General features: G+C 49.6%; 28 protein-coding genes. 21 read left to right on the plus strand and 7 right to left on the minus strand.

Annotation, left to right across the window (positions count from 1 at the left end):
• Positions 1-11: 11 nt before the first annotated feature.
• From PQG83_RS11775 to PQG83_RS11790, 4 genes are all read right to left on the minus strand, one after another.
• Positions 12-431, minus strand: a complete 420-nt coding sequence (locus PQG83_RS11775) for a hypothetical protein (RefSeq protein WP_312741184.1) — start codon at positions 429-431, stop codon at positions 12-14.
• Between the two features lie 6 nt (positions 432-437).
• Positions 438-854, minus strand: coding sequence for a hypothetical protein (locus PQG83_RS11780; RefSeq protein ID WP_312741186.1), 417 nt, complete (start codon positions 852-854; stop codon positions 438-440).
• Between the two features lie 17 nt (positions 855-871).
• Positions 872-1,633 carry a DUF1295 domain-containing protein gene (locus PQG83_RS11785; RefSeq protein ID WP_312741191.1) on the minus strand — a complete coding sequence of 254 codons (762 nt, stop codon included), beginning with the start codon at positions 1,631-1,633 and terminating at the stop codon, positions 872-874.
• 105 nt (positions 1,634-1,738) lie between these two features.
• A complete protein-coding gene (locus tag PQG83_RS11790; protein ID WP_312741193.1) occupies positions 1,739-4,702 on the minus strand; it encodes a DUF748 domain-containing protein in 2,964 nt (987 codons plus the stop codon).
• A gap of 398 nt (positions 4,703-5,100) precedes the next feature.
• Between PQG83_RS11790 and ffh the strand changes: the two genes are divergently transcribed.
• The 11 genes from ffh (at position 5,101) to PQG83_RS11845 (ending at position 13,982) form a co-directional block, all read left to right on the plus strand.
• Entirely contained in the window at positions 5,101-6,489 is a 1,389-nt protein-coding gene (ffh, locus tag PQG83_RS11795; RefSeq protein WP_312741195.1) for a signal recognition particle protein, read from the plus strand.
• A gap of 60 nt (positions 6,490-6,549) precedes the next feature.
• Entirely contained in the window at positions 6,550-6,828 is a 279-nt protein-coding gene (gene rpsP / locus PQG83_RS11800; RefSeq protein WP_312643964.1) for a 30S ribosomal protein S16, read from the plus strand.
• 82 nt (positions 6,829-6,910) lie between these two features.
• The gene (gene rimM / locus PQG83_RS11805; protein WP_312741198.1) at positions 6,911-7,453 is read left to right on the plus strand and encodes a ribosome maturation factor RimM; all 543 of its coding nucleotides are present in this window, start codon (positions 6,911-6,913) and stop codon (positions 7,451-7,453) included.
• Complete coding sequence (gene trmD, locus PQG83_RS11810) at positions 7,443-8,207, plus strand: tRNA (guanosine(37)-N1)-methyltransferase TrmD (protein ID WP_312741200.1); 765 nt, start codon at positions 7,443-7,445, stop codon at positions 8,205-8,207. Before rimM ends, trmD begins: the two co-directional genes overlap by 11 nt.
• Positions 8,208-8,222: 15 nt before the next feature.
• Positions 8,223-8,681: a 50S ribosomal protein L19 gene (gene rplS, locus PQG83_RS11815; protein ID WP_312741201.1), complete on the plus strand. Its 459-nt coding sequence runs from the start codon at positions 8,223-8,225 to the stop codon at positions 8,679-8,681.
• A gap of 25 nt (positions 8,682-8,706) precedes the next feature.
• Positions 8,707-9,360: a ribonuclease HII gene (rnhB, locus tag PQG83_RS11820; protein ID WP_312741203.1), complete on the plus strand. Its 654-nt coding sequence runs from the start codon at positions 8,707-8,709 to the stop codon at positions 9,358-9,360.
• Positions 9,357-9,743: a YraN family protein gene (locus PQG83_RS11825; RefSeq protein ID WP_312741206.1), complete on the plus strand. Its 387-nt coding sequence runs from the start codon at positions 9,357-9,359 to the stop codon at positions 9,741-9,743. Before rnhB ends, PQG83_RS11825 begins: the two co-directional genes overlap by 4 nt.
• Positions 9,744-9,883: 140 nt before the next feature.
• Entirely contained in the window at positions 9,884-10,552 is a 669-nt protein-coding gene (ftsE, locus tag PQG83_RS11830; RefSeq protein WP_312643977.1) for a cell division ATP-binding protein FtsE, read from the plus strand.
• Positions 10,549-11,448 carry a cell division protein FtsX gene (locus PQG83_RS11835; protein ID WP_312741210.1) on the plus strand — a complete coding sequence of 300 codons (900 nt, stop codon included), beginning with the start codon at positions 10,549-10,551 and terminating at the stop codon, positions 11,446-11,448. Before ftsE ends, PQG83_RS11835 begins: the two co-directional genes overlap by 4 nt.
• The gene (locus PQG83_RS11840; protein ID WP_312741213.1) at positions 11,397-12,641 is read left to right on the plus strand and encodes a murein hydrolase activator EnvC family protein; all 1,245 of its coding nucleotides are present in this window, start codon (positions 11,397-11,399) and stop codon (positions 12,639-12,641) included. Before PQG83_RS11835 ends, PQG83_RS11840 begins: the two co-directional genes overlap by 52 nt.
• 27 nt (positions 12,642-12,668) lie before the next feature.
• Complete coding sequence (locus PQG83_RS11845) at positions 12,669-13,982, plus strand: S41 family peptidase (RefSeq protein WP_312741216.1); 1,314 nt, start codon at positions 12,669-12,671, stop codon at positions 13,980-13,982.
• A gap of 27 nt (positions 13,983-14,009) precedes the next feature.
• Here PQG83_RS11845 and PQG83_RS11850 read toward each other — a convergent pair whose 3' ends face one another.
• Together PQG83_RS11850 and PQG83_RS11855 are read right to left on the minus strand one after the other, a co-directional pair.
• Positions 14,010-14,246 carry an Lrp/AsnC family transcriptional regulator gene (locus tag PQG83_RS11850; RefSeq protein WP_312643985.1) on the minus strand — a complete coding sequence of 79 codons (237 nt, stop codon included), beginning with the start codon at positions 14,244-14,246 and terminating at the stop codon, positions 14,010-14,012.
• Between the two features lie 124 nt (positions 14,247-14,370).
• Positions 14,371-14,847, minus strand: a complete 477-nt coding sequence (locus tag PQG83_RS11855) for a histidinol-phosphatase (RefSeq protein ID WP_312741219.1) — start codon at positions 14,845-14,847, stop codon at positions 14,371-14,373.
• Between the two features lie 200 nt (positions 14,848-15,047).
• Here PQG83_RS11855 and thiS point away from each other — a divergent pair, with 200 nt between their 5' ends.
• The 10 genes from thiS (at position 15,048) to PQG83_RS11905 (ending at position 24,935) form a co-directional block, all read left to right on the plus strand.
• Positions 15,048-15,302, plus strand: a complete 255-nt coding sequence (gene thiS / locus PQG83_RS11860; protein ID WP_312741222.1) for a sulfur carrier protein ThiS — start codon at positions 15,048-15,050, stop codon at positions 15,300-15,302.
• A gap of 19 nt (positions 15,303-15,321) precedes the next feature.
• The gene (locus tag PQG83_RS11865; RefSeq protein ID WP_312741225.1) at positions 15,322-16,095 is read left to right on the plus strand and encodes a thiazole synthase; all 774 of its coding nucleotides are present in this window, start codon (positions 15,322-15,324) and stop codon (positions 16,093-16,095) included.
• A gap of 12 nt (positions 16,096-16,107) precedes the next feature.
• On the plus strand, positions 16,108-16,734 hold the full coding sequence (gene thiE / locus PQG83_RS11870; RefSeq protein WP_312741227.1) for a thiamine phosphate synthase: 627 nt from the start codon (positions 16,108-16,110) through the stop codon (positions 16,732-16,734).
• Positions 16,735-16,930: 196 nt separating this feature from the next.
• Complete coding sequence (gene arc / locus PQG83_RS11875) at positions 16,931-18,613, plus strand: proteasome ATPase (protein WP_312741229.1); 1,683 nt, start codon at positions 16,931-16,933, stop codon at positions 18,611-18,613.
• 30 nt (positions 18,614-18,643) lie between these two features.
• Positions 18,644-20,122: a depupylase/deamidase Dop gene (gene dop / locus PQG83_RS11880; protein ID WP_312741230.1), complete on the plus strand. Its 1,479-nt coding sequence runs from the start codon at positions 18,644-18,646 to the stop codon at positions 20,120-20,122.
• A 42-nt stretch (positions 20,123-20,164) separates the two neighbouring features.
• Complete coding sequence (gene prcB, locus PQG83_RS11885) at positions 20,165-21,007, plus strand: proteasome subunit beta (RefSeq protein WP_312741231.1); 843 nt, start codon at positions 20,165-20,167, stop codon at positions 21,005-21,007.
• A gap of 3 nt (positions 21,008-21,010) precedes the next feature.
• Positions 21,011-21,694: a proteasome subunit alpha gene (gene prcA / locus PQG83_RS11890; RefSeq protein ID WP_312741232.1), complete on the plus strand. Its 684-nt coding sequence runs from the start codon at positions 21,011-21,013 to the stop codon at positions 21,692-21,694.
• Positions 21,695-21,975: 281 nt separating this feature from the next.
• Positions 21,976-23,352, plus strand: coding sequence for a Pup--protein ligase (gene pafA / locus PQG83_RS11895; protein ID WP_312741234.1), 1,377 nt, complete (start codon positions 21,976-21,978; stop codon positions 23,350-23,352).
• A gap of 44 nt (positions 23,353-23,396) precedes the next feature.
• Positions 23,397-24,260: a M23 family metallopeptidase gene (locus PQG83_RS11900; protein WP_312741236.1), complete on the plus strand. Its 864-nt coding sequence runs from the start codon at positions 23,397-23,399 to the stop codon at positions 24,258-24,260.
• A 117-nt stretch (positions 24,261-24,377) separates the two neighbouring features.
• Positions 24,378-24,935, plus strand: a complete 558-nt coding sequence (locus tag PQG83_RS11905; protein ID WP_312741238.1) for an LOG family protein — start codon at positions 24,378-24,380, stop codon at positions 24,933-24,935.
• A gap of 11 nt (positions 24,936-24,946) precedes the next feature.
• On the opposite strand, the gene PQG83_RS11910 is transcribed toward PQG83_RS11905, so the two are convergent.
• Entirely contained in the window at positions 24,947-25,714 is a 768-nt protein-coding gene (locus tag PQG83_RS11910; RefSeq protein WP_312741241.1) for a hypothetical protein, read from the minus strand.
• Positions 25,715-25,821: the final 107 nt, after the last annotated feature.

Consider the following 25,821-nt stretch of genomic DNA (forward strand, 5'->3'; position numbering starts at 1 on the left):
CCATAAGGCAGTCAAAACGGCCAAAACCAGAAATGGGGGGTATCGGGCGGGGGCTGAATGACTGAATGATCAAAGGTTAAATCCGGTCGCAACGCCACATGTAAAATATAGGTGACCCCTTCACCTCTTCCCAGATTCATGGATGGAGAGACGGGCAACAAGACACGAAGAATCCATCCGAAATTTACCCGCATCGTCTTGCTATCTCCATATCGATAACGAAAGACCATTCCGCCGGCCCCTTCTTCAATCTCATCAGGAGCGCCTAATTTCCCGGCCACATCCTGCATCGTGCTTTTCCCTGGTACCAACTCTTTGAGAGAGTCGGCAACTACTGGATCATTGACCACCACACGACGAAAGTCACAGCCGGCCAGGGAAAGAACCAACAGGACGCCAAGGATTCCGGTTTTTCCAAAGACCAGGACCATCTTGTCCTACTCCCCAAACGGCCAGATTTGGAATTCCACATTCCTGGTCCGATTGCCAAACACCACGTCATCCACTAACCCTTGGGAATTAAAAAATACCCAGAGATGATCACTGCCGATATTCAGACGGGACAGAAACAGCAACCATCCCAACTTGCTGTCAAATCGGCGGTAGTGAAAGATCTCATAGCCGTTTGCCTGGACAATCTCATCGGGAGCCCCAAATTGTTGGGCCACTTCCTGGCGATTTGTTTTGCCTTTCTCAATCGTCTCAATCCGATCCTCCGGAAAAGGCTCACCCACTTCTCCCCGGACAAATGCACAACCAGTCACCATGCTCAACAACACCAGAAGGCCGGCTAAAAGTAAGAGTCCTTTTGGATTTCTCCAATGGTGGCTGAGGCAGGCTTGAGATTTCCGCATAGTTCTCCTCCTCTTTATCAGCTGTTCCGTCGAGGCAGCCAGGGAAACAATTTATTGGTGGTGCGTTGATAATTGCGATAGGCTTCCCCTCGGCTGTGTATAGCCTGAGCCTCGGCTAGGGGCACTCCCGTCACCCAGACAAGCGACAACATCATGAGCAAAGGCCACACGATCGCCATCCATGCCCCCGGCAATCCCACTGCCAAGGGAATATAGGCACACCACTGTAGGATTTCAAAAAAATAATTAGGATGACGGGAAAATCGCCACAAGCCCGTCTGTAAGACCTTACCCTGATTAGTCGGATCGGATCGGAACCGTTCAAGTTGAATATCCGCAAGAGTCTCTCCAAAGAAGGCTAGCAAAAAGATCCCGAGGCCCAGAAGATCCCAGCCTCTTACTGCCGATTCAGAATGACCCATAACCCAGCACAGAAGAAAAGCAAAGAACAGACAAGCAGGAACTTGCAGCATGAAGTACCCGAAGATTCCGACCGATTCCCATTTGCCTAGCACGGCCCGAAGGGTTTTATACCGGGGGTCTTCCGTTTTTCCCCAAACGCGATTCTTCCACAGGTGCCAGCCCAACCGGCAGGCATACGCACTCCCCATGCTCACAACGAGAGCCCGTCGCCAAGGGCTGCCCTCGCCCTCTATTCCACAAACAATACCGACAAGGCCCAATCCCAAACAAAACCCTACATCGGCCAGGGAGGCATTGCCCACTCGCACATGTGCAAGCCACAAGACAATGAAGAGCACCAGGAGGAGACCTATCATCTGAGACACATGCGGAAGAGTGAGCATATGCCAGGAAAACGGATTCACCTTAAATCAGAAAACACACGATCAACACCACGACCATGAAGATCTTAAGAAAGGGACTCAATTCGCGGCTAAAGCCAAAGGATTCCGAACAGTTTGTTCTTCCGTAACGGGACTGAGGTTGGGTTCGAGGAGGAACACTCGATCACCGGCTACCTTCCCCTCCTGAATGAGAAATTCACGAATGCCTTGAGCCCGTTGCTGAGCCAGGAGGCGAAGCTGCTCGTCCTCCACCTTGATCGATTCAAGCAATTTGGATTTCATCTGCTCCGGTGAAGGAATGTTCGGACCCTTCCCTTCGGGAGAAGAAGCCTGGGTATCGGGTTGCACTCCAAATTGCTCGGCATACACCTCTGCGAGCAAGCGACCTTCCTCCTCTGGACTGAGTTCAATCTGATCTAAAGACATCCCCTCCCTCGCGGAAGAGGAGCCCTGGACGAATTTTCGCTGTTGCAGTTGTTTCCGCAATTCCCCGGCAGCCAAACCCTGGCGATCGACCTGGGGATCGGCAGCCCCGGCAATATCCAGTCGCAAGGCAGGACGATCGCCCAGCGCTTGACCAAGCGTATGCAGTTTTTCCTGTTCAGCAGGAGACAACTGGGCATTACCCGAAGGAAAGGCCACATATTGCAGATCATCACCGCTGCCACCCACCAACCTTCCGACCATGGCAAAAGGAGATGTCGCAACTTTCGTCAGAAGATTTCTCAGGGTATTCCAGATCACTCCTCCATAACTAAAATCCGGATCGTCCAAATTCCCGCGAACCGGCAAATCAATATCGATCTGTCCTTTGCGGTCTTTCAATAAGGCCACGGCAAGAGGAATTGGCAACGACGTCGCATCCGGACTTTCGATTTTCTCACCCATGTTCAACTGGTCAATCAACACCTTATTTTCACCAACGAGAGTCTTTTCAGAAACTTTATACTCAAGATCCAACGACAGCTTCCCCTTCGTGATGGGATATCCGACATAATGGGCCGAATAAGGAGAGACGGTGGGGAGATCAAGATTGTTAAACGTGACAGTCAAATCCGTATAGGCCTCTTCACTCAAAGGATTAATCTGCCCGGCAATCTTGAATGGGGCGTATTTATCTACCGTCCCTTGTAACGCGACATCGGCTTTGGCTAGTTGGTCCGAAGAAAGGCCCTTAATCGTACCGCTCAAACCATCAATTTTTGTCACGACATTCGGAGTAACCGATTGATCGGTAAAATGAGCCAGAAGATTGGTAAGAGACACCGACTCAATTTTGACCGGAGTCGAGGACGATTCGGAAGATTCGGCCTCTACCGGGGTTTCATCTGATGTCGTTTCTTCTTGAGATACGGATCCTGGCGGTGAAAACAATCGTTGAAGATTCAACCTTCCTTCCTCATCAATCAACAAGGCAAGTGCGGGGTTGATCAGTTCGATTTTTTGAAGATTGACTATGGTCGGTTCAATCTGAAGGTCCAAAGCCTTCAGCTCAAACGCCTCCCATGTCAAAAAAGAGGATTCCTGGATGGGATCTCCAAGGGCCAAGTGGGATATCCCCATTCCTCCTTTAAAGGTCCCCATTGGTTGAGTCGTCGTTTCCGCCTGATAGTGTGTGCTTCCTTGCAGCGAGAGCGCGCCATCCTCGATATCAAATTGAACAAAGCGAGCTATGTACGGTTGAAACGGCTGAAGGGCAATGTTCTTTAATGACAGGTCAAGGTCAATGGACAGAGGATCTATCTTCAACACCCCCTGCAAATTAGCCTTGCCGGTTTGATTGAACTGAAACGAAAGATCCAGAGGAAGAGAGCGATCCAAATCCAATGACACGTCCGAGGTGTGAAAATGAATGGTGTCCAATAGCAGTTTGACAGGATCTTCAGGCTGGCGGTCCTCGAAATCAATCGTGAGGTTATCCAAGGCAAGATCCTCAATGACCATCTTCCACCGATTGGCCGGGGAAGACTCCGGTTCAGGAACTGTCTGATTTTCTAATGCCACAGGTGAAAACAACGTTTGATAATTGACCACTCCATCCTTCCCGACCCACCCGGTAAAATGAACGTCACGAGACTTTAGTGAAGGAATTCGAACGTCCTGCTTGGCCACATCAACCGAGACGCCGTTGACTTCAAAAAGGGGAATCGTGATCACGGGGGAAAGAGTCCCTTTCTCCTGAATTTGTAAATCATGAATCGTCAGGGTCCCTTCATCGACCACGACAGCCACCCCCTGATCGGTCGTAGACAATCGATAATGTCCCTTTATCGTCGTCCGTCCTTGGGGAATCTCAAATCGAACCAAATCCTGAGCATAGGTCCATAGGTGGGGCAATTGGTAATCTTCAAAAACCAAGCGCCCTTCGGACTGAAAGGGTTCTAGAGTGACCGTCCCCTCCCAGGTAATTTTCTCTCCTGCACTGCGTTCAGCTGAGAGAGCATAGGAATTGGCCTGCCCTTTTTGGGTACTAAACTGTTGCAACGTGAGATTGATTGGCACGAAATGCGCCACAAATGGAGTCGGGCGGGAAGAATCCCGAAATTCCAACATTCCCTGTTGAATGGAAAGGTGTTCGATGAGAATCGCCGGCAATTCTGCTGATTCTGGTGATGAGGATTCCTCAGATAGAGCCTCGGGAGGGACATCCTGAGATTCGGAGGAAGAGCCTAATGGGGCAAGATTCAAGGTCCCGTCGGGGCGAACCCATGCCAATCCATACGGCAGCTCCAACCGGATTTCCGCAAACGTGTAAGCCCGGTTCACCAGCGAAGCGGCAGGATCGAAATTAATGAACAGGTCCTCAAACCCCAACATAGGTGAGCTATCCTGTTCCTGAACATCAAACCCGTTTATCTGTAGTGTAAACAGAAAGGGATTAAACCGGACTTCCTGAATGCCCACCGGCCGACCGAGTTGCTCCGAAAGCCTTGGAGGAACCTTCGTGGCAATCGCCCAAGGAATCACTAGGTAACCCACAAACGTATAGAGTAGGATCAATCCAAGAAGAATACACAGAAGAATTTTGCCATTTTTTTTCATGATTGGATGTTTATACTCAGGAAAGAAAACGAAGTAGAGAAGATACGATCAATGAAACCCAATTGAAATTTGACGCGAGCCACTAAACTAATAGGAACAACTCAATTAACTGGACGTATCGGTTCATGATACCGGCCTGACCCTTTGAGAGCCAGCCTGATCCACCCCTCTCTTGTTACTCCTCCTCCATATCCTGCCTTCCCAAGTTGGTTTTGATATAGGTCCTGCTCGCCCATCACGGGGATTACACAAAGTTTATGAAAACAAAAGATTTCTGGTGGATACCCATCCCGGTTTTGCCCAACCAAAAGGTGGCACTCAACTTGACATGCCTGATGTTTGTTCACTATTGTCTTGGGTTTGCTTAAAATGGTGTATTTTCCATTGGGTCCCTTTTCATGTTTACCACGCTGACAGAGAAAATCGAAAAAGTTTTCAAACAGTTACGCGGCCAGGCCGTTCTGACTGAAGAGAATATTACTGATGCCTTGAAAGAGGTGCGCCTGGCGCTGTTGGAAGCCGACGTCAACTTCAAAATTGTTAAAGACTTTATTGAAAAGGTTCGTATAAAAGCCGTCGGGCAGGAAGTCCTGAAAAGTCTCACACCCGCCCATCAAGTGGTGAAAGTCGTCTGGGAGGAGCTGCGGGACCTTCTCGGCCATGAACAAAGTGCCCTTCATCTCTCTTCCCAGCCTCCTACCGTCATCATGATGGTCGGATTGCAAGGCTCAGGCAAGACCACCACCACCGGGAAACTCGCTCATTATTTTAAAACTGAAGGCAAGCGGGTCTTGTTGGTCGCGGCCGATCCCCGTCGCCCTGCCGCCGGAGATCAGCTGACCTCACTCGGAACTGACCTTGATATTACGGTCCATCGTGGGACGAACGAGGGGCAACCTGGCGCCCAGGCCGTTCAAACCTGTCGGGATGGAGTCACTCGCGGGCGTGATCACGGCTACGATGTGGTGCTCTTAGATACCGGCGGTCGACTGCAAATCGATGAAGAATTGATGCAGGAGTTAGTCGATATCCAAACAGGCGTTAAGCCACAGGAAATTTTGCTAATCGCCGACTCCATGACCGGTCAGGAAGCGGTTGCTGTCGCCGAACGTTTCAATCAGGCCCTCGGTCTCACTGGCGTCATTTTAACGAAGGTCGAGGGCGATGCCCGTGGCGGAGCGGTGCTCTCGATCCGTGCGGCGACAGGCAAACCCATTAAATTCCTAGGAATCGGGGAAAAGCTGGATGCGTTAGAGCCCTTTTACCCCGACCGGATGGCCTCCCGTATTCTCGGGATGGGTGATGTGCTGACCTTGATTGAGAAAGCCCAAGAGAACTTTTCGGAGGAACAAGCGGTCGCATTGCAAAAAAAGGTTTCGAGTAATACCCTGACGTTGGAAGATTTTCGTGATCAAATCAAACAGGTGAATAAATTAGGATCGTTCGATCAGATTTTAGACATGCTCCCGGGCGGGCAAAAAATTAAAACAATGATGGGTTCCGGCGCCGCCGGGAATGCTCAGGTACCAGAAAAAGAAATGAAACGGGTGGTGGCGATTATCGATTCGATGACTCCGCGCGAAAGACGGGATCATACGATTTTAAATGGGAACCGAAAAAAGAGGGTGGCCAAAGGTAGCGGAACATCCGTGCCAGAGGTCAATCGGCTCATTAAGCAATTCTTGGATGCCCGACGCATGATGAAGTCCCTGGTCGGAGGGCAAATGGGGATGGGAAAAGGAAAAAAGCGCGGGAAGCTGATCCGCCGGGCAATTCATGCCAGGTAAAAAAATAAAGTCTTCTTGAGCTTTTTCATTCATTCATATTCACGATAGAGGAGATTGCCAGTGGCAGTACATTTGCGACTTACACGTGTGGGCCGGCATAAACGACCATTTTATCGAGTAGTGGCAGCCGATGCCCGCATGCCGCGGGACGGTCGATTCCTTGAGGTCATTGGGACCTATGACCCCCTCAAGGCAAGCGATAAGGCGTCGTTTAAAGAAGATCGGGTGTTGAATTGGCTTCAAAATGGGGCTCAGCCCACTGATTCCGTCAGGGGGTTATTACGACAGACCGGCATCTTGAAGGCCTTTCGGGAATCCAAACAAGCCCCCGCCAAATAATCTCGGCATGTCAGGGTAATGGGAGAGGTGTTACCCTGATGTATCCTGCATTTAAGGATGCCACCGTCATAATGGCTAAATTATGGATGCTCCTGAGCTATCCCGGTCTCCCATGGTAACCATTGGCCGGATTCTCAAGCCGTTCGGCGTCCATGGGGAAGTCCGTATTGAATCCCTGTCGGATGTTCCCGGGCGATTTGAGGGATTGGAGACGGTGACACTGGCCCTTCCAGATGGAAGGATTCTGGAAACCCTGGTGACCTCGGTTCGGCAGATCAACCAGGGGGTGATTTTGGGACTTTCAGCGTTTTCGACACCGGAAACCGCTGCGTTGTACCGAGGGGCCTGGATCAAGATTCCAGAGAACCAGAACCTTCCCAGGGACACTGATACGTTTTATCAGTTTGAATTAATCGGGCTCAAGGTTGAAGATGCCGAGGGACATCCCGTAGGAACATTAGAAGAAGTGCTGGAATATCCCCAACATCATGTGTTTGTGATTCGAAATGAGGATCGTGAAATTCTGGTCCCTGCCAGTCGGCGAACCATTGCCATGGTAGACCTCGCCCATAAGGTTTTGCGGTTAACCTCACGTGAATGGTGGGATACCACGTATGCGTTGTGACATTTTGACGTTATTTCCTGAGTTGATTCATTCTGTGAGCTCACAGAGCATCATGAAACGCGCCCAGGATAAGGGCCTGCTCACACTCACTGTCCATAACATTCGAGACTATACCCATGATCCACATCGAACGGCAGATGATACACCGTACGGAGGTGGCGGCGGGATGGTCATGAAGGCCGAACCGATTTTTCAAGCCATTGATCGGATAGCACCGGACCTTAATGAAATACGCATCATCATCCCCTCTCCACAGGGCATCCCGTTTTCTCAAGAAATTGCGAATGACCTGAGCCAGGATACTCGCCCTTTGTTATTTATTTGTGGGCACTATGAGGGAATTGACGAACGGGTACGAACACATTTGCGGGTTGAAGAATTTTCCCTTGGGGATTATGTGCTGACAGGTGGTGAATTGGCGGCACTCGTGATGATCGATGCGGCCATGCGTCTCATACCCGGAGTATTAGGGGATCCACATTCTGCTCAACGAGAGTCCTTTGTGGAATCCCTATTAGACTATCCTCATTTCACGAAACCCGTTGAAATTCGAGGCATGTCGGTTCCCGACATTTTAATGTCCGGCAACCATGAAGCCATTCGCCGTTGGCGTCGAAAAGAATCCTTGCGCCAAACGCTGCTGAAACGGCCGGATTTGTTAAATCACCATACTTGGAGTAGTGAAGATCGTGAGTTATTGGAAGAGATTGAACACAATTATACCTCGACGTCCGGTCGTACGACGAGACCTTGAAGGAGGGAGACTCTCATGAATTTATTAGAGCGTTTAGAGCAATCGTTGGCACAGGGAACCGTGCCGTTTTTTGAAATAGGTGACACCGTCAGAGTTAAAGTGCGCGTGGTCGAAGAACGACAATACGGGAAAAAGAAAGAAGAGGCCAAAGAACGCATTCAGGTGTTTGAAGGACTCGTGATCGCTCGAAAGGGCCGAAAGGTATGCGAGAATTTTACCGTTCGAAAGATTTCATTTGGAGTCGGAGTCGAGCGAATTTTCCCCCTTCACTCTCCTAATCTGGCAGGCATCGAAGTCATCAGAAAAGGTCAAGTGCGGCGGGCGAAGTTGTATTACCTTCGAGACAAAAAAGGCAAAGCTGCTAAAATTTCAGAACGGGAGTTTTCGCGCACACCAAAAACGGTGAAAAACGCTGCGGCGGCAGTCGAGGTCCCTGAATCCGGTGAATCGGAACCCACGGAAGTAGCGGAATAACGCAGAAGAAAGGGCTCACCTTTCATTGCACACCGACTCTCCCTCATGGATGGGTACGGGTCCGACAGATTTCTTTGAACAAGCGGCCCGAGCCCTTGGATACCGGCGCATTGCAGGCCTGGATGAGGCTGGGCGCGGTCCTTTGGCCGGGCCGGTGGTTGCCGCCATCGTGATTCTTCCACGTCGGTGGTCACCGGTCCTTCTCGACGACTCCAAACTCCTGACTGAACAGCAACGAAACGTATTATATGAGGCCATCACCACCCGGGCCATTGCTTGGGCGATCGGCATGGCATCAGCACAGGAGATTGACGAACTTAACATCCTGGGGGCCACCCGATTGGCCGGTTGCCGGGCTCTGAGCTACCTGGCTACGCCACCCGATTATCTCCTTCTTGATGCTTTGCACCTCCCTAGGGTTTCTGTCCCTCAACGACCGGTTATCAAAGGCGACCAACTTTCACGATCTATTGCCGCCGCATCTATTCTGGCGAAAGTTGCACGAGATCGCATGATGATCTCCTATCACGAACGGTTTCCTCAGTACCAATTTCATCTCCACAAAGGTTATTCCACACCGGAACATCTCAGACGGTTACAGCAGTTCGGCCCTTGTCCAGGGCATCGACGAAGCTTCGGGCCTGTCCAGGCCTGCCTGAATGTGCCCTCGCTCGCATGAGCACGCCTTCTCACCAGTTTGGGCGATCAGCGGAGGAGTTTGCAGAGGAATGGCTCCGGAAAAAGGGCTATCGGATTCTTGAGCGAAATTTACGGGTAGGAGGTGGAGAATTGGATCTCATTGCACAACAGGACGATACGCTGGTGTTTATTGAGGTCAAGGGACGACGCACCGATCAATTCGGCGGCGCTCCCTATGCCATCGATGCGCGCAAAAAACGCCAAATCATTAAATTGGCGTCGTATTACCTTTCTCAAAAGGGCCTCAGCAACCAAGTTTGCCGGTTTGATGTGATCTTGATCGCAGGTACCCCTGAGGGTTCTCCGAAATTAACTCACCTGGAACAGGCTTTTGAGGTTTCCAGCTCCGACTGGCAATGGTAAATTAAAGAGGTTGGCCTCTGCATGAGTCCAATGTCTGAAGGTGAACGGTCGGCAGCTCTTCCTGGGTACTCTCACCCAGGAACCATGGTTCCGTTTTATCTAGACAATAAACCATTTCAAGGTCCAGGCCATAAGATAGCATGATTCAATTATTTCACGTCACCAAATATTACGATGGCTGTCTTGCGCTTTCAGATATTTCCCTACGAATCGAAAAAGGCGAATGTGTGTTACTCACAGGACCCAGCGGAGCCGGCAAAACCACTCTACTCAAGCTTATTTTTGGAGCCGAACACCCTGATGAAGGTCAAATCCTCGTCCAAAATCGCAACATTGCCAGACTCGGTGGATCCGATGTCCCCTATCATCGGAGAACCATGGGGTATGTTCTTCAGGATTTCAAGTTGCTCCCGCAGCGGACGGTCTCCGAAAATGTGGCTCTCCCACTCATTATTCGTGGATTATCATCGTTCGAATCGCGACGGAAGGTCCTGGAAGCCCTTCGCGCGGTTGGCATGGACCATAAACTCAGCACCATTGCCTCCGTGCTGTCCGCTGGAGAGCAGCAACGCGTGTGTATCGCCAGGGCAATTGTGAACAGTCCCATCATACTTTTAGCCGACGAACCAACGGGAAATTTAGACCCCCAACTAACCACCGAAATTGCGGCATTATTTAAAGCCATCAATACCCGGGGAACAACCGTCATGATGGCAACCCACAATCGACAAGTGGTGGAGCAATTGAATGGAAGAATCCTCAGGCTGGATTGCGGACATCTCGTGTCGGATCAAGGAGCCTATACGTGAAACGGCTTTGGTATTTTATCCGTGAAGCCTACACCAGCCTTCGCACGCATCAGACCAGTACGCTGATTGGTATTCTCATTACCGCGTTCACCCTGACCAGCTTTGGCATCTTTCTCCTTCTGTATCACAACGTGCATAATCTGTTGGGTCAGGTTCAACACACGATTCAAATCATCGTCTATCCCAAGGATGGCATTGAATCCGGCAAACTTCGTGATTTGCAACAGGGCCTCAAGACGGATCCAGCGGTGGACTCCCTCACCTTTATTTCGAAGCAAGACGCCTTAACGGAATTCAAAGAACAATTTCCAGAGGAAGTCTATCTCCTGGAAGGGCTTGGCGAAAGCCCGTTTCCCGCATCATTGGTATTAACCATGGCCGCGAAAACCCCAACCACCGATATGATTGCCAACCTGGTCAACCGGCTCAAACATCATCCCGATATCGATCGGGTTCGGTATAATCGAGATTGGATCGAACGCCTGACCCTCATCATCGCCTATATGGAGTTCGGCGCGTTAGTCGTTGGGAGCATCTTGGCCTTAGCCTCCGTCACCATCATTGCGATTACCGTGCAACTGGCATTTCATACCAGACAACAGGAAATTGAAATATTACGGTTGATCGGGGCGACGAGTCTCTTTATTAGCATTCCGTATCTCATTGAGGGAGCCATCCTAGGGGCTGCCGGGGGTGGTATCGCCTTAGGATTCTTACGTGGGGGATTTGAACTTTTCACGCACAAAACCCAAGGCATGAGCGTGTTCGGGGGATTTTCTTCCGCATTAGAATTTTTTCCCCTTCCCCTATCACTCATTTTGATGGCAGGAGGCATCCTCTTGGGGTGCCTGGGAACACTGACGACCATTTATGGCTCGTTGCGATTTCGGCTATGACGCGAGTTAATCTATTTTTCCACACAGGAGTGCTCCCAATTGGACTGCTCCTAATCTTAGTCCAAGCCGGTTGGAGCGCTGATCCATCCACCATCAAAGATGAAATCAGTCAGGAACGCCTGCGGTTGGAAAAGCTCAATCAGGAAATTGCCGAAACCCAAAAAGAAACCAAACGGATCGAGAAAAAGCATGGGTCGGTTTTGAAAACGATTGATAAATTGGATCGCCAGCTCTATGAGCAAAAGAAAGAACGCAATCGCATTAATGACCAGATCAAAGTAACAGACGAGGAATTGGCGAATCTGAGCACAAAGATTGGGGAAGTTGAGCGGGATGTTCAAACCCGGCAATCCTCCATTTCCGCCAGACTTCGGTTATTATACATGGAGGGACGCACAGGCTATTTGAAAACTCTTTTCGCAGCTGAATCATTTACCGAGGCCGCACACCGGATGGATTATCTTTCATGGGTTGCCCAACGGGAACATCAGCTTGTCCGACAGTTTCAACAAGACCTGTCGAATCTCCAACAGCTCAAGGAAAAACAGACGGCAGCCCGCGAGGATCTCCTTCGCTTTCAGGGAGAAACCCAACAGACCATCAAAAAAGTCTCAGGGCTCAAACGTCAAAAACGCTCTGTCCTGGTCAATCTCTCCAAAGAAAAGGACGCACATCAACGGATGGTTGAAGACCTTCAGAGATCAGCTGAACAGGTGGATAGCCTTCTCAAAGAATTGGACCAACGTTTCAAATTGGCTCAATCTCGGATGCGCCAACCACCTGGAGCTGTCCCATCCCTTGGATCTCTCCTATGGCCCGTTGAAGGAAAAGTGGTTTCAAATTTTGGTCGGCAAAAACATCCCACTTTTGATACATTTGTGACAAAAAAGGGCATAGAAATCAGCGCGAAGGAAGGGAGTCCGATTCGGGCAGTCTCATCGGGAAACGTCGTCTATGCCGACTGGCTTAAGGGATACGGCCTGGTCGTCATCGTCGACCATACCAATGGCTTTTACTCTCTTTACGCCCATGCCTCAAAGCTCTTAGTGGCTGAAGGCCAATCGGTCAAAAACGGGCAAGTCATTGGTGAAACAGGCGAAACAGGCGTCACCCAAGAAGACACTCTTTATTTTGAATTACGTAAAGGCACCACCCCCATTGATCCCCTGAAATGGCTGGTAAAACAGCCTTAATTGAACAACTGGAAGAAGGAACACCTCATGTCACATGAACGATTGTCGACGGTAGTGATTTCTGGTTTGACCTTAACCGCCATCCTTTTGGTGGGGATTGTCATCGGAAAAGGAGGAGACCGGGCGGGGTATGCCAGCGAACCCTACGAGGAATTGCAAATCTTCGCTGAAGTGCTTTCGCAAGTCAAAAAGAATTATGTGGAGGAAACACAAACCAAAGATCTTGTCCAGGGTGCCCTACGAGGCATGCTGGCCGGACTCGATCCTCATTCTTCTTTTATGACGCCCGATATGTTCAAAGAAATGCAAGTTGAAACGAAGGGAGAATTCGGAGGACTGGGCATTCAAATCGGCGTAAAAAACAATCGCCTGACCGTGATCTCTCCTATTGAGGATACGCCGGCCTTTGAAGCCGGCATCCAGCCCGGTGACACCATTATCAAAGTTGACGACAAACCAACAAAAGATCTCACCCTCATGGAAGCCGTTCAGCACATGCGCGGGGCACGAGGAACTTCTGTGGAATTGACCATAGAGCGTGAGGGACTGGAAAAACCACTGATCTTCACCCTCAAACGCGATATCATTAAAATTCAAAGCGTTCGTTCCAAGCTTCTGGAGGGCAACCTTGGATACGTTCGTCTGAACCAATTTCAAGAGGCGACAGTCGACGATCTCTCAGGGGAATTGGAAAAATTAGCTTCCAAAAACATTCAAGGTTTAATTCTGGATCTTCGAAATAATCCCGGTGGGCTGTTGACGGCTGCCGTAGGAGTCTCCGAACAATTCCTAGAATCCGGCCGACTCGTGGTCTCGATTCAAGGACGCAACGGCAAAAAGGATGAATATCGCGCACGGGCAAGTAGTAAGAACTATCAATATCCTATGATTGTGTTGGTCAACCACGGTTCTGCCAGCGCTTCAGAAATCGTGGCTGCAGCCATGCAGGATTGGGGGAAAGCCGTCGTTATTGGCACCACAACCTTTGGAAAGGGGTCGGTGCAAACCATTCTCCCCCTTTCCGATGGGTCAGGGCTTCGTCTCACCACAGCGAAATACTTTACGCCAAACGGCAAGTCGATTCATTCTATCGGAGTGCAACCCGATATTGTCATTGATCCGAAACCCGTTCAGGTGGCGAAACAGGAATCTTCCGAAGGGAAAAAGGAGGAGAGCACTGTGGGTTCCCCTGTACCTGCTCCTGCCAAGCCTGCCGCCCCCACGGATCCCCAGGACAAGGACCAGCCCCAACCCATTCCCCCCGAGGACCTTCAGTTACTGAAGGCAGTAGAAATGTTAAAATCGTGGAAAGTCTTTAAACAGTTGAAACCGGCCGCATAATGCGGCCGGCCTAAAACGCTGAAGAATTTAAAAGTCGAGAACAATTGCCGTATTCGTTTTAATGACCCCATCAATACCTCGAAGACGAACCATAATGAGGTCGTTCAGCTCCTCTAAAGTTTCGGCTTCCACATGGGCAATTAAATCAAACGGACCTGTCACGGGATAGACAGATTTCACACCTTGAATGCGTGTAAGAGTTTTATATGCACTCTTGGTGTGATTGCCTGTCGTGTCAATCAAAACAAATGCCGAAATTGCCATTACCTAACCATCCTGCTGAGGTGATTGCCTGGTATGTTTCCATACCTTTTTCCTGTTCGATGGCGATGGGGATTGCGTCCGTCCGAAACCATGGGAGAAGCGTCTCCCACTTACCTCCCCTCATTTATGACTCCTGACAAGCTGCTCGCTTTGCTTGAATCGCCGTTAAGATTTCCTCACCCCGATTCCCTAGACCTGGAAGAGTTTGCAGTAAATGCGATTGGGCCAAGGCTTCCAGATCTTCCCAAGTTGTGATGCCCAATCGAAAAACCAGATCGTGGACAATCGGTTCTGAAAATCCTGGCAGCTCCACCCATTCCAGGACTGAATCAGGAAGAGGAGTTTTTAATTCGTCATACGCACGGATACGACCCGTAGAGAGAAATTCCCGAATTTTTAGGGATAATTCCTTGCCGATGCCGGGAATCGTTTGAAGTTCGCCACGATTTGCCAACTCTGTCACATCTTCCTGGAGACTTTTCAGTGAATCAGCAGCCCGGCGATAGGCTTTCACCTTGTAGGGATTTTCACCTCTGGATGCCAACAAACCTGCCATCGACACGAACAAAGCCATGAGATCCTGGTTGATGTTTTTCTCCATGACGATCGCCTCGGTGGGACAAGCTTGTATCCTGACACCTTAAAGATCCACTGTGTGACTTAATCATTTTATGTCAGATGTGATCGATAAAACCAGGTCATAACAATGAGCCTTCGTTGGCTCAACAGAACCATTATTATCCTTTCTCACTCCAAGGCATTTCATTGACAAGAATTTCTCAAGTCCCGTAGGATGAAATCTTGCATGGCCGGAATACACTGGCCATTGCGTTCTTATCTATACGCATGAAAATCGTCGTGAATGGAGAGCACCGCGAGGCCGAGGAACCTTTGACGGTCGCACAGCTTCTAGAAACGCTTCACCTCCGTTCCGAACAAGTCGCAGTAGAAATCAACCTTAAAATTTTGGACCGCGGAGAATTCCTCAACTGGAATCTCCAGGATGGGGACAAGGTTGAAATTTTAAGCTTTATTGGAGGCGGCTCTCCCACATGAGGAAATTGAAGAGGAAGAGATGAATCAGGATCCGTTAATCATTGCCGGTCGAACTTTCCACTCTCGACTCTGGGTTGGAACAGGAAAATATCAAAACTTTGAGGAAACCCGAAAAGCGATTGAGGCTTCAGGGGCTGATGTGGTGACGGTTGCAGTTCGCCGCGTCAATATTACCGATAACAAATCAGAAAATTTACTGGACTACCTCGATCCGAAGAAATACACCATTTTACCCAACACGGCCGGATGTTATACCGTCGAAGATGCCGTTCGTTATTCTCGACTGGCCCGCGCTGCGGGAGTGTCAGATTTGGTGAAATTGGAAGTCATTGGAGATGAACGCACACTATTTCCCGATACAGCAGGACTTATTGAAGCCGCAAAAATTTTGATTGCCGAAGGTTTTGTCGTATTGCCATATACGAATGACGACCCCATTGTCGCCAAAAAGTTAGTCGATATTGGCTGTCCTGCCGTCATGCCACTCGCCGCACCGATCGGTTCCGGGCTTGGGATCCGCAATCCGTATAACCTCAAAATCATCATGGAAACGGTCAATGTCCCGGTCATCGTAGACGCCGGAGTTGGAACCGCTTCTGACGCAGCCCTGGCCATGGAATACGGAGCTGATGCCGTATTAATGAACACGGCCATTGCCGGAGCCAAGGATCCGTTGATGATGGCCACGGCCATGCGGTATGCCGTTGACGCCGGACGCTTGGCTTACAAGGCTGGGAGAATTCCCAGGAAGTTATATGCGACTGCCAGTAGTCCTATCGAGGGAATGTTGTAACCCCTCTTCGGAATGTCCTCGCGCATCCTTCCCAGACTCTACCTTCTGACCGACCGCCATCAAACCCTTCACCGTCCCCTCTCTTCCGTGATAACCGAAGCGGTAGACGCAGGAGTCCGGATGGTACAAATCCGGGAAAAGGATCTTACGACTCGAGAATTGACTTCCCTCTATCAGGAGCTCGGCCCACTCATCAAGCACCACCAGGGAACCATTTTATTGAATGATCGTATCGACTTGGTCCTTGCCCTGGGAGCCGACGGCGTACATCTTCGGACAGATAGTCTTCCCGTTTCCGTGGCCCGTCGCCTGTTAGGGACGGGACACCTTATCGGCGTCTCAACGCATTCCGTTGAAGAAGCCCGAGTGGCGGAAGGGGAAGGCGCCGACTTCATCGTGCTGGGTCCCATTTTTGATACGCCTTCAAAGCGAGCGTATGGACCACCTTTAGGAATACAGATTCTTCAAGAGACCAGCCGATTCCTCCACTTGCCCATCTATGCCATCGGGGGAATCATTCCTATTAAAATTCCTGACGTCTTATCAGCAGGGGCTTACGGTGTGGCCGTCATTTCCTCTATTCTTCAATCGCCGTCCATTCCAGACACCACCCGTGAACTGTTGGCACGATTGTCCTGAATTGTCAACTTATTTTAGCCGTCACAATGCGGGTGTTTGGTTGACCCTAATTTTTTTTGGGTGGTAAGATCTTTTCAGAGAAAGAACGTGCGGATTTCCCTTTTACCACTTAATAGACTGACAGGTAGGGAGATTTTTTGAGAGCGAGATGTGCCCTTCGGTTTCGTTGAAACCTTGAATCAGGTAGGATCTAACTATGGGTATACGAAAAACAGACGATCATATCCGTGAGATTGAAAAGTTACGAACCGAGCTTGAGTCCATGGAGCTCGAAATGCGGCAGCTGCATGAATCTCGACAGAAGCTGCACCTTTCTCAGCAGAAAAACGAGCAGTTAGTTTCTACGTTACAGGAAGCCAAAGTACAAATCGAAGCGCTTCGAAAAGAAGTCGACAAACTCACTGCGCCTCCATCAACTTTTGCCGTCTTCTACAACACCAACACAGACGGGACCGTGAATGTCTCACTTGGCGGCAGAAAGCTACGGGTCAACCTTCATCCGTCTATTCCGGCAGAATCTCTTAAAAAAGGCCAAGAGGTTATTTTGAACGAAGGCCTGAACGTGATTGAATCGCGAGGGTATGATCCGCAGGGGGAAATCGCCCATCTCAAACACCTTCTGGACGATGGGCGAGCCGTGGTCAGTCTGCGCCTGGACGACGAGCGAGTGGTTGAAATCTCGGATTCGCTGAAGCACCAGACCTTGAGTGTCGGCGACCACCTCCTCTTTGAACCACGATCCGGATACCTCATCGAAAAACTTCCCAAAAGTGAAATGGAGGAACTCGTCATCGAGGAAGTTCCGGATATTCAGTATGACCAAATCGGCGGGTTAACCAAAGAACTGGAGCAGGTCAAGGACGCCGTTGAATTGCCTTTTCTCTACCCTGAGCTATTCGCTGAACACCGCTTATCACCCCCAAAAGGTCTTTTGTTGTATGGACCTCCGGGATGCGGGAAAACCTTGATTGCCAAAGCTGTCGCAAACTCCATTGCGAAAAAACTCGGTCACCTCAAAGGCAAGGACGTTCGTAGTTACTTCCTCCACATCAAGGGACCCGAGTTATTGAACAAATATGTGGGTGAATCCGAACGCCAAATTCGAGAAGTGTTTGCGAAAGCGAAAGAAAAGGCGTCACACGGCAATCCGGTCATCGTCTTTTTTGATGAAATGGATGCGTTATTCCGAACAAGAGGGACAGGAATTTCCTCGGACATGGAATCGACCATCGTACCCCAATTTTTATCTGAGATTGATGGAGTAGAAAGTCTTCGAGACGTTATCGTCATCGGTGCCAGTAACCGTCAAGACCTCATTGACCCTGCGGTTTTGAGGCCGGGACGCTTGGATATCAAAATTAAGATTCCCAGACCTGATAAACAGAGTGCCAAGGATATCCTTGGGAAATATCTCCACTTGGACTTACCCCTTGCGGAATCTGAATTGACCCAACATGGCTCAGATCGATCAAGGTGCATCAATCATCTTATCGACACCACGGTCGAGGCCATGTATGCATTGACGGAGGAAAATCAATTTCTAGAAGTCACCTACGCCAATGGTGAAAAAGAAACCGTGTACTTCAAAGATTTTGCCAGTGGCGCATTAATCGAAAGTGTGGTCTCCCGCGCGAAAAAATTGGCTATTAAACGTGCAATCTCCGGCGACGTCAAAGGTCTCAAATCCGAGGACTTTCTGCGGGGCATTCGAGAAGAATTCAAGGAACAGGAAGACTTACCAAATACCACGCACCCCGATGATTGGGCAAAAATAGCAGGGAAAAAGGGCGAAAAAATCGTTCATGTGCGCACCTTAACCACCGATGAGGATTCAGAGCCACGAGAAATAGAAACCATCAGCGTTGGTCATTATTTTTAATCATATCTAGCTGCTTTTCATGAGGCCTCCTTGCTGCGAATTCTTGGAACGGAAACTGAATTCGGGATTATTTCTCGCTCCCCGGATCATCCTGATCCCGTAGCGAATTCCCTTCGATTAATCAGTCACTGTCCCCATCTCCCCGCTCCCACGGCTCTATGGGATTACGAAAATGAAAATCCCTTTTGGGATGCGCGTGGGTTTCCGGTCGAAGGCGAACCCGAACGACCAAGCGCCACCTATAATCGTCAACTCAATAAAGTATTGCCGAATGCCGGTCGCCTCTACGTCGATGGAGCTCACCCGGAATATTCCACTCCCGAATGCAGCAACCCCCGGGAAGTGGTGGCCTATGAACGTGCCGGGGACTATATTGTGGCTGAGTGCTTGGCCCGACTGAATCACAGTATGGGAGAAGAGAATTTTCTGGTTTACCGCAACAACTCAGACGGAAAAGGAAACAGCTTCGGATACCACGAAAATTACATTTTGTCCCGCCGGATTCCATTCGAGCAGGTAGCCAACGTTCTACTCCCTTTCTTTGTTTCACGCCCCATCTTTTGTGGCGCAGGGAAAGTCGGAGCCGAGAACGGCACAGATCCTATTCACTATCAAATCTCACAGCGGGCAGATTTTTTTGAATGTCTGCTTGATCTCAATACCATGGTGAATCGTCCCATTATCAATACCCGGGATGAACCCCATGCCCATCAAGCCGACTACCGACGTCTTCACGTCATCGTGGGTGACGCCAATATGTCCGAGGTATCAACCTTCTTAAAAGTCGGCACGACGGCCATTATCATGGAAATGTTGGAGCAGCAAGGATCTCTCCCATGTATTGAATTGACCGATCCGGTCAGGGCCATCAAGGCGGTATCACGAGATCTGACTGTGAAAAGTTCGCTTCCGCTTAATAATGGCCAACACACCACCGCTATCGCTATTCAGCGGGCCTTCCTGCAATCAGCCCATGACTTTTATCGAACCAGAGAGGTCTCCCCTATCACCAAGGAGGTGCTTGTCCGCTGGGAATCCACCTTGGATACCTTGGAGCGTGATCCTTTTGAGCTTCGGCGAGAAGTCGATTGGGTCGCCAAGCATGCATTGATTCAATCCTATATGGATCGCAAACACTGTTCCTGGAATGATCCCAGGGTGGCCATGATGGATTTACAGTATCACGACGTGCGACCAGACAAAGGGCTGTACTATACCCTGGAGCGGACGGGACAAATTGAACGTTTGACTCTCGAGCTGGAAGTCGAACGTGCCCGCCAGACTGCACCGGCTTTCACACGGGCATTTTTCAGAGGTCAATGTTTACAACACCTGCCAAGCCAGGTATACGGCATGAGTTGGACTTCCGTCCTTCTTCATACCGGAAATTCTACCATTAAGCGTATCCCATTGATGGATCCTTATCGAGGCACCCAACAGCTCACCCAAGAATTGTTTAGGGACATTACCTCCGTGGATCAGTTATTATCCCGACTCGTGAAGTCCTAAATGAAACAGGGAACCCAGTCGGTCAGGAAACATTGAGGTCGCATGAATTCTGAAAACGTCTCCCTTCCAAACTTCTCAGCTGATCCGTATTCCAGTTTCTACCAATATCTCACCTCCCAACGACCCGACTTACTCCCAATGGCGCGGTGGGAAAACTCACTCTCCCAGCAAAGCCAAACAGACCCTTCGTTGATGTCTACCAGGCATCTTCCCTGGCCACACGGCACCACGGTTCTCGCCTTTACCTATGATAACGGCGTCCTCATCGCCGGAGACCGTCGCGCCACCGAAGGATTTCAAATCGCCGCGAATCGCATGGAAAAGGTCTTTCAAACCGATGGCTTTTCCGCCATGGCTATTGCAGGAGCTGCAGGACCCTGCGTGGAAATGGCAAAACTTTTCCGCATCGAACTGGAACATTATGAAAAACTTGACGGACAACCCTTAACCTGCGAAGGGAAAGCCAATAGGCTTGGGCATATGGTAAAGGCCAATTTTCCCATGGTCTTACATGGACTCGTGGTCATTCCCCTGTTTGTCGGCTATGATCACAAACGGGAGATTGGTCGACTCTTCAAATATGACATTACGGGAGGACGCTACGAGGACAGGGAATTTCACGCCGTCGGCTCAGGCGGAAAAGATGCGCGATCGACCCTCAAAGAATATTTCCGGAAAAACTTATCAGAGGACGCGGCGGTCAAAGTGGCCCTTCGCGCCCTCCTCAATGCCGCAGATGAAGATGTCGGGACCGGTGGACCGGACCTGATCCGACGAATCTTCCCGACCGTCAAATTAGTTGATTCCAGAGGGGTTCGGGATGTGGATGACACCCAATTGGCTACTATGTGCGAGGCATTGGTGAACGAGAAACAGGAGACATAAACCGTGGCCTTGCCCTATTACGTTTCACCCGAACAAATGATGCAGGACAGGGCGGAATATGCCAAAAAAGGCATCGCCAAAGGCCGGTCGATCATCGCCATGGAATATGCAGATGGCGTCTTGTTTGTCGCCGAAAACCCCAGCGCCTCCCTGTTTAAAATTTCTGAGATCTATGACAGCATCGCATTTTCCGGGGCGGGGAGATACAGTGAATTTGAGAATCTTCGGAAAGCCGGCATTCAACATGCGGACGTTAAAGGCATGATGTATAGCCGAGAAGATGTGACCGCACGATCACTGGCAAATGGCTATTCACAAATTCTCGGCACACTCTTTAGCCAGGAAATGAAACCTTACGAAGTGGAACTACTGTTGGCTCAGGTCGGTGAGACACCGGAGCGCAATGAGTTATACCGCATCTCTTTTGATGGGAGTATTGTGGATGAACGAAAATTCACCGCCATTGGAGGACGATCTGAAACCATCTTAACTCTCCTCAGAAAAGAAATTCCTCATACTTGCCCATCCCTTAAAGAAGCCTTAACGCTCTGCCAGCATGCCTTTGAACAGGGCACGGATCCTCGATCAAACCTGGAAGGTTTGGAAGTCGCGGTTTTGGACCGAACTCGAATAGGTAGAAGATTTCGGCGAGTCCCGATCCTCGAAGCAACTCAAATTCTCGCATAACCCCTCATACGTTCCTCCTTCGTATCAGTTGATCATTACCTGATCTGGGTGTATTCTGAGTATAAGATTGATCGAAATAATGCCATATTTTCGAGCATGATCCATTTCCAAAACCCGGAAAGTGTAGATCGAAACACGCAAGAAGGCCTGTTTACGAAAACCGAAACACTCGAGGAGAAATATTGTCGATTGGCGGTCAGATCCTTCAAACGAGAAGGAGTCCTGTAGCGGAGATGGGATAATATGCCCTTATTAAGCCGCAGGAGAGAGAGGGGCCGGATATGATGAAACGCATTGTTGGCCTTGAGAGTGAATACGGCCTGACATTTTCGCCGAATGGACGGGTCTATCTTCCCATTGAAAAAATACTCGGGTACATTTTTGAGGGACTCATCCCCAATAGCTGGCCGTCCAATGCCTTCCTCACCAATGGGGCGCGGTTCTACCAGGACACGGGCTGCCACCCAGAATACTCTACGCCCGAATGCGACGATCTGCTTGATTTGATCATCCACGACAAAGCCGGTGAGCGGATCCTGGAAAGTTGTCTGCCCATTGCCGAAGAGCGCTTGCGCGAAGAAGGACTGTCCGGCGAGATCTTCATTTTCAAGAACAACACGGATTCCCTCGGCAACACGTATGGCTGCCATGAAAATTTCCTCATGCGTCGGGATGTGGATTTTTGGAAAGTCAGCGAACAACTCATCCCCTTTTTCGTCACGCGTCAAATTTTTTCTGGAGCCGGGAAAATACTGAAAGTATCCGGGAAGTCTCAATATTTTATCTCCCAACGAGCGCAACATATTCATGAAAAAACGTCTTCCTCTACGACGTCGTCCCGAAGCATTATCAACACACGCGATGAACCTCATGCTGATGCCGAAAAATACCGTCGGCTTCATATCATTCTCGGCGATTCCAATATGTCGGAGTTTTCCACCTACTTAAAGGTAGGGACAGCCATGATCGTCCTCTCCATGATCGAGGACGGATTCACCATTCCACATATTGAACTTGAAGAACCTGTCAAAGCGATTCGAGACATCTCCCGGGATCCCACTCTGAAAAAAACCGTCAAGCTTGAAGATGGGAGCAACCTGACCGCATTGGAAATTCAACAGACATTCTGGGAACGGGCGGGTGAATATTTGGCGTTGCAGCCTCCCAACAAAGTCATGGCAGAGGTGCATTATGAATGGGGTCGCGTGTTGAAGATGCTGGATACCTCCCCCATGGCACTCGTCCGCGAAATCGACTGGATCACCAAGCAATGGATCCTCGAAAATTACATGGCCAAAAAATCTTGTGGATGGGATGATCCCCGATTAGGCATGATGGATTTGCAATATCATGACATTAACCGACAACGAAGCCTGTTTCATCTCCTGGCAGAACGTAATCACATTCGAAAAATGATTGATGAGGACGCAATTGAACAGGCCAAAACGGTTCCTCCTCAAACCACACGAGCAAAAGTGCGAGGAGACTTCATCAGATTTGCCCGTGCAAAAAATCGGTCATATACTGTGGATTGGACCTATCTCAAACTGAACGGGTACTGGGAAGAAACCATTTTGTGCATGGACCCCTTTTGTCCTTTTAATCGACGCGTAGAAGAATTGCTCAGCCAGGTTCCTCATAATCGGCTCTTCCCATGATCAGCTCATTGTCCCCACGCCCTCCTTCAGCTTCATGGAAGGTCTTGTTTGTCGTTTCCCTGCTGCTCGCCAGCATTTTCCCTATTCAGATCGTTCCGAGTGCGGAACGGAACCGACCGGGTGCCAATGGCCATCTCAGCGGAAAACAGGGCCAAGTTCTCTGGATTGACGTGCCGATATCTCAACCTAAGGCCAAAGTAAGTGGCCTATTTCTCAAGAGGAAGATCCCCTTCTTCCCACATGGTGATACCCACTTTGCAGGCATGGTGGGAATCGACATGGAAGATCCACCGGGAATGCAGGAGTTGAGTATCACGGTCCATTCCGACTCCGGATCAGACCATCTTAGCTACTCCGTCCAAATCATCAAAGAAGACTATTCCGTCCAACACCTGACGCTCCCGAAGAATACAGTGGACCTTGACGCCAAAACTTTACAGCGCGTTCAAAAAGAAAAAAAAGAATTAGCAGAGGCCTTTCACCACATTGGCACACGTCCTTTATGGGACGGTCCGTTTCTTGAGCCTGTGAATGGGAAAGTCACTGGAGTTTTTGGCAGTCGTCGGGTGATTAATGGTCAAACCAGAAAACCCCACTCAGGAGAAGATATCGCGGCGCCAAAGGGTACTCCGGTTCAAGCCATTAACAAGGGTATCGTCGCGAAAACAGTCGATCACTTCTTCTCCGGAAAGGGTGTGGTCCTGGATCATGGGGTAGGCCTATTTTCCATGTACTTTCATCTCTCAGAGGTCGATGTCACTTCTGGCCAAACAATTCAGAAAGGAGAAGCCTTAGGCAAAGTCGGAGCCACAGGAAGAGCCACTGGCCCGCATCTCCATTGGGGCATACACTTAAATGGCTCCCGAATCAATCCATACGCATTGACCGCCCTCCCCATAGCCAATTAATTTAAGGACTCCGGCATTTTGGGTATTCCTCCGCTTCTCCTGACTCAACCTAAACCGCTTTTTTTTCTCGCAGACACCAGATTCATATCGATTACCAGAAAGTAAACAACTCATCCCATGCGAAATATTTGTGTTTTCTGCGGCTCTAGTCTGGGGAACGACCCAGGATATACCAACATGGCACAGCGGTTGGGACATGCGCTTGTCCAACAAGGAATGGGTTTAGTCTATGGTGGGGGGAATATTGGACTGATGGGGGTGCTGGCATCAACGGTACTGCAGGAAGGCGGGACCGTCATCGGAGTTATTCCCAAGCATCTGGCAGAAAAGGAACTCCTACATCAGGAACTCACAGCTACGCATATTGTGAACTCCATGCATGAACGAAAAACTCTTATGGCAGATCTATCAGCCGGATTCATCACGTTACCCGGTGGATTTGGAACGTTGGAAGAATGCTGTGAAATGGTAACCTGGGCACAGTTAAAACTTCATCACAAGCCCTGTGGCCTGCTGAATTGCTTTGGGTTTTTTGATGGGCTGTTGAAATTTTTCGACCATCAAGTCCAACAAGGGTTCCTCACCCGAACCAACCGGGCGTTACTCCTTGAAGCCACCACTCCTGAAAATCTTCTGCCCCTCATCCTAGACCGACTTGAGCCCGACGTTCGCTAACAGCCTCCGGCTTAATAAGCCGACGGTCTGGAGAGGGGGCGATTGGTCATCAATTCCATCGCACGAAGATTATCAAACGAAAACCCGCCATCTCCCATTACAACCAATCCCAATTTGCCCTTTTTAAATGATTGATCGTAGACATCAAGGGCCAGGTGGTTATCAAAAGAGATTTCGGTATATTCCTTACTGATAATGGTATTTCGTTGGATCCGGAGAGAGTGCCAATCAGCAGATCGAATGATTAAGGACTCCCTTCCTAATTCGGTTGGTTGCCCATCCTTAACGACATAAGCCACAACCTCGTTTGTTCTGGGTTCAACAACAGTGGCAAAGAAATTTTTATCATCTTGGATCCCATATGCCAACCCGGCTTTCCCGGTCGGTGTTCCCAAATTAAGCTTTAAGCGGACTGAAAGATCCACATATTCAACCACCGCGTCTTCTGCGATCAAAAGCTGGTAGCACCAATCCTCACCACACTGTAATCGTTGCTCTACCAAATAGGGCGGACTGGGAGCGGTGCTATCTTCTTTGACTGACCATTCCCCTTTTCCTGAAGATCCACCAAAAGCCTGCGTAAAGCCCTTTGGCAAGCCACTAAGTGACGGTTGATCAAAATTCCATTCCTGAAAAAGAGGGGGAGTCGTTTTATGAAATGGCTTGGGAAGCTCCTGAGGTGGCTCTTCCGAAAATCCCATGGAAGCCCCCATCACAAGAAAACTCAAGGCCGTCCCCAGCACCAGTCCTCCACAACTAAATAACCTTTGTGTGCCCATAACCCTTTGCCAAGACATCCGGCTAGACAGAAAACGCTTCTCAAGCAAACTCAACTCCTCGTGTTTCATAATCATCCCTACCCCAAAAAGACATGAATATTAAGTAG

This window comes from Candidatus Nitrospira neomarina (genome assembly GCF_032051675.1).
GTDB lineage: Bacteria > Nitrospirota > Nitrospiria > Nitrospirales > UBA8639 > Nitrospira_E > Nitrospira_E neomarina.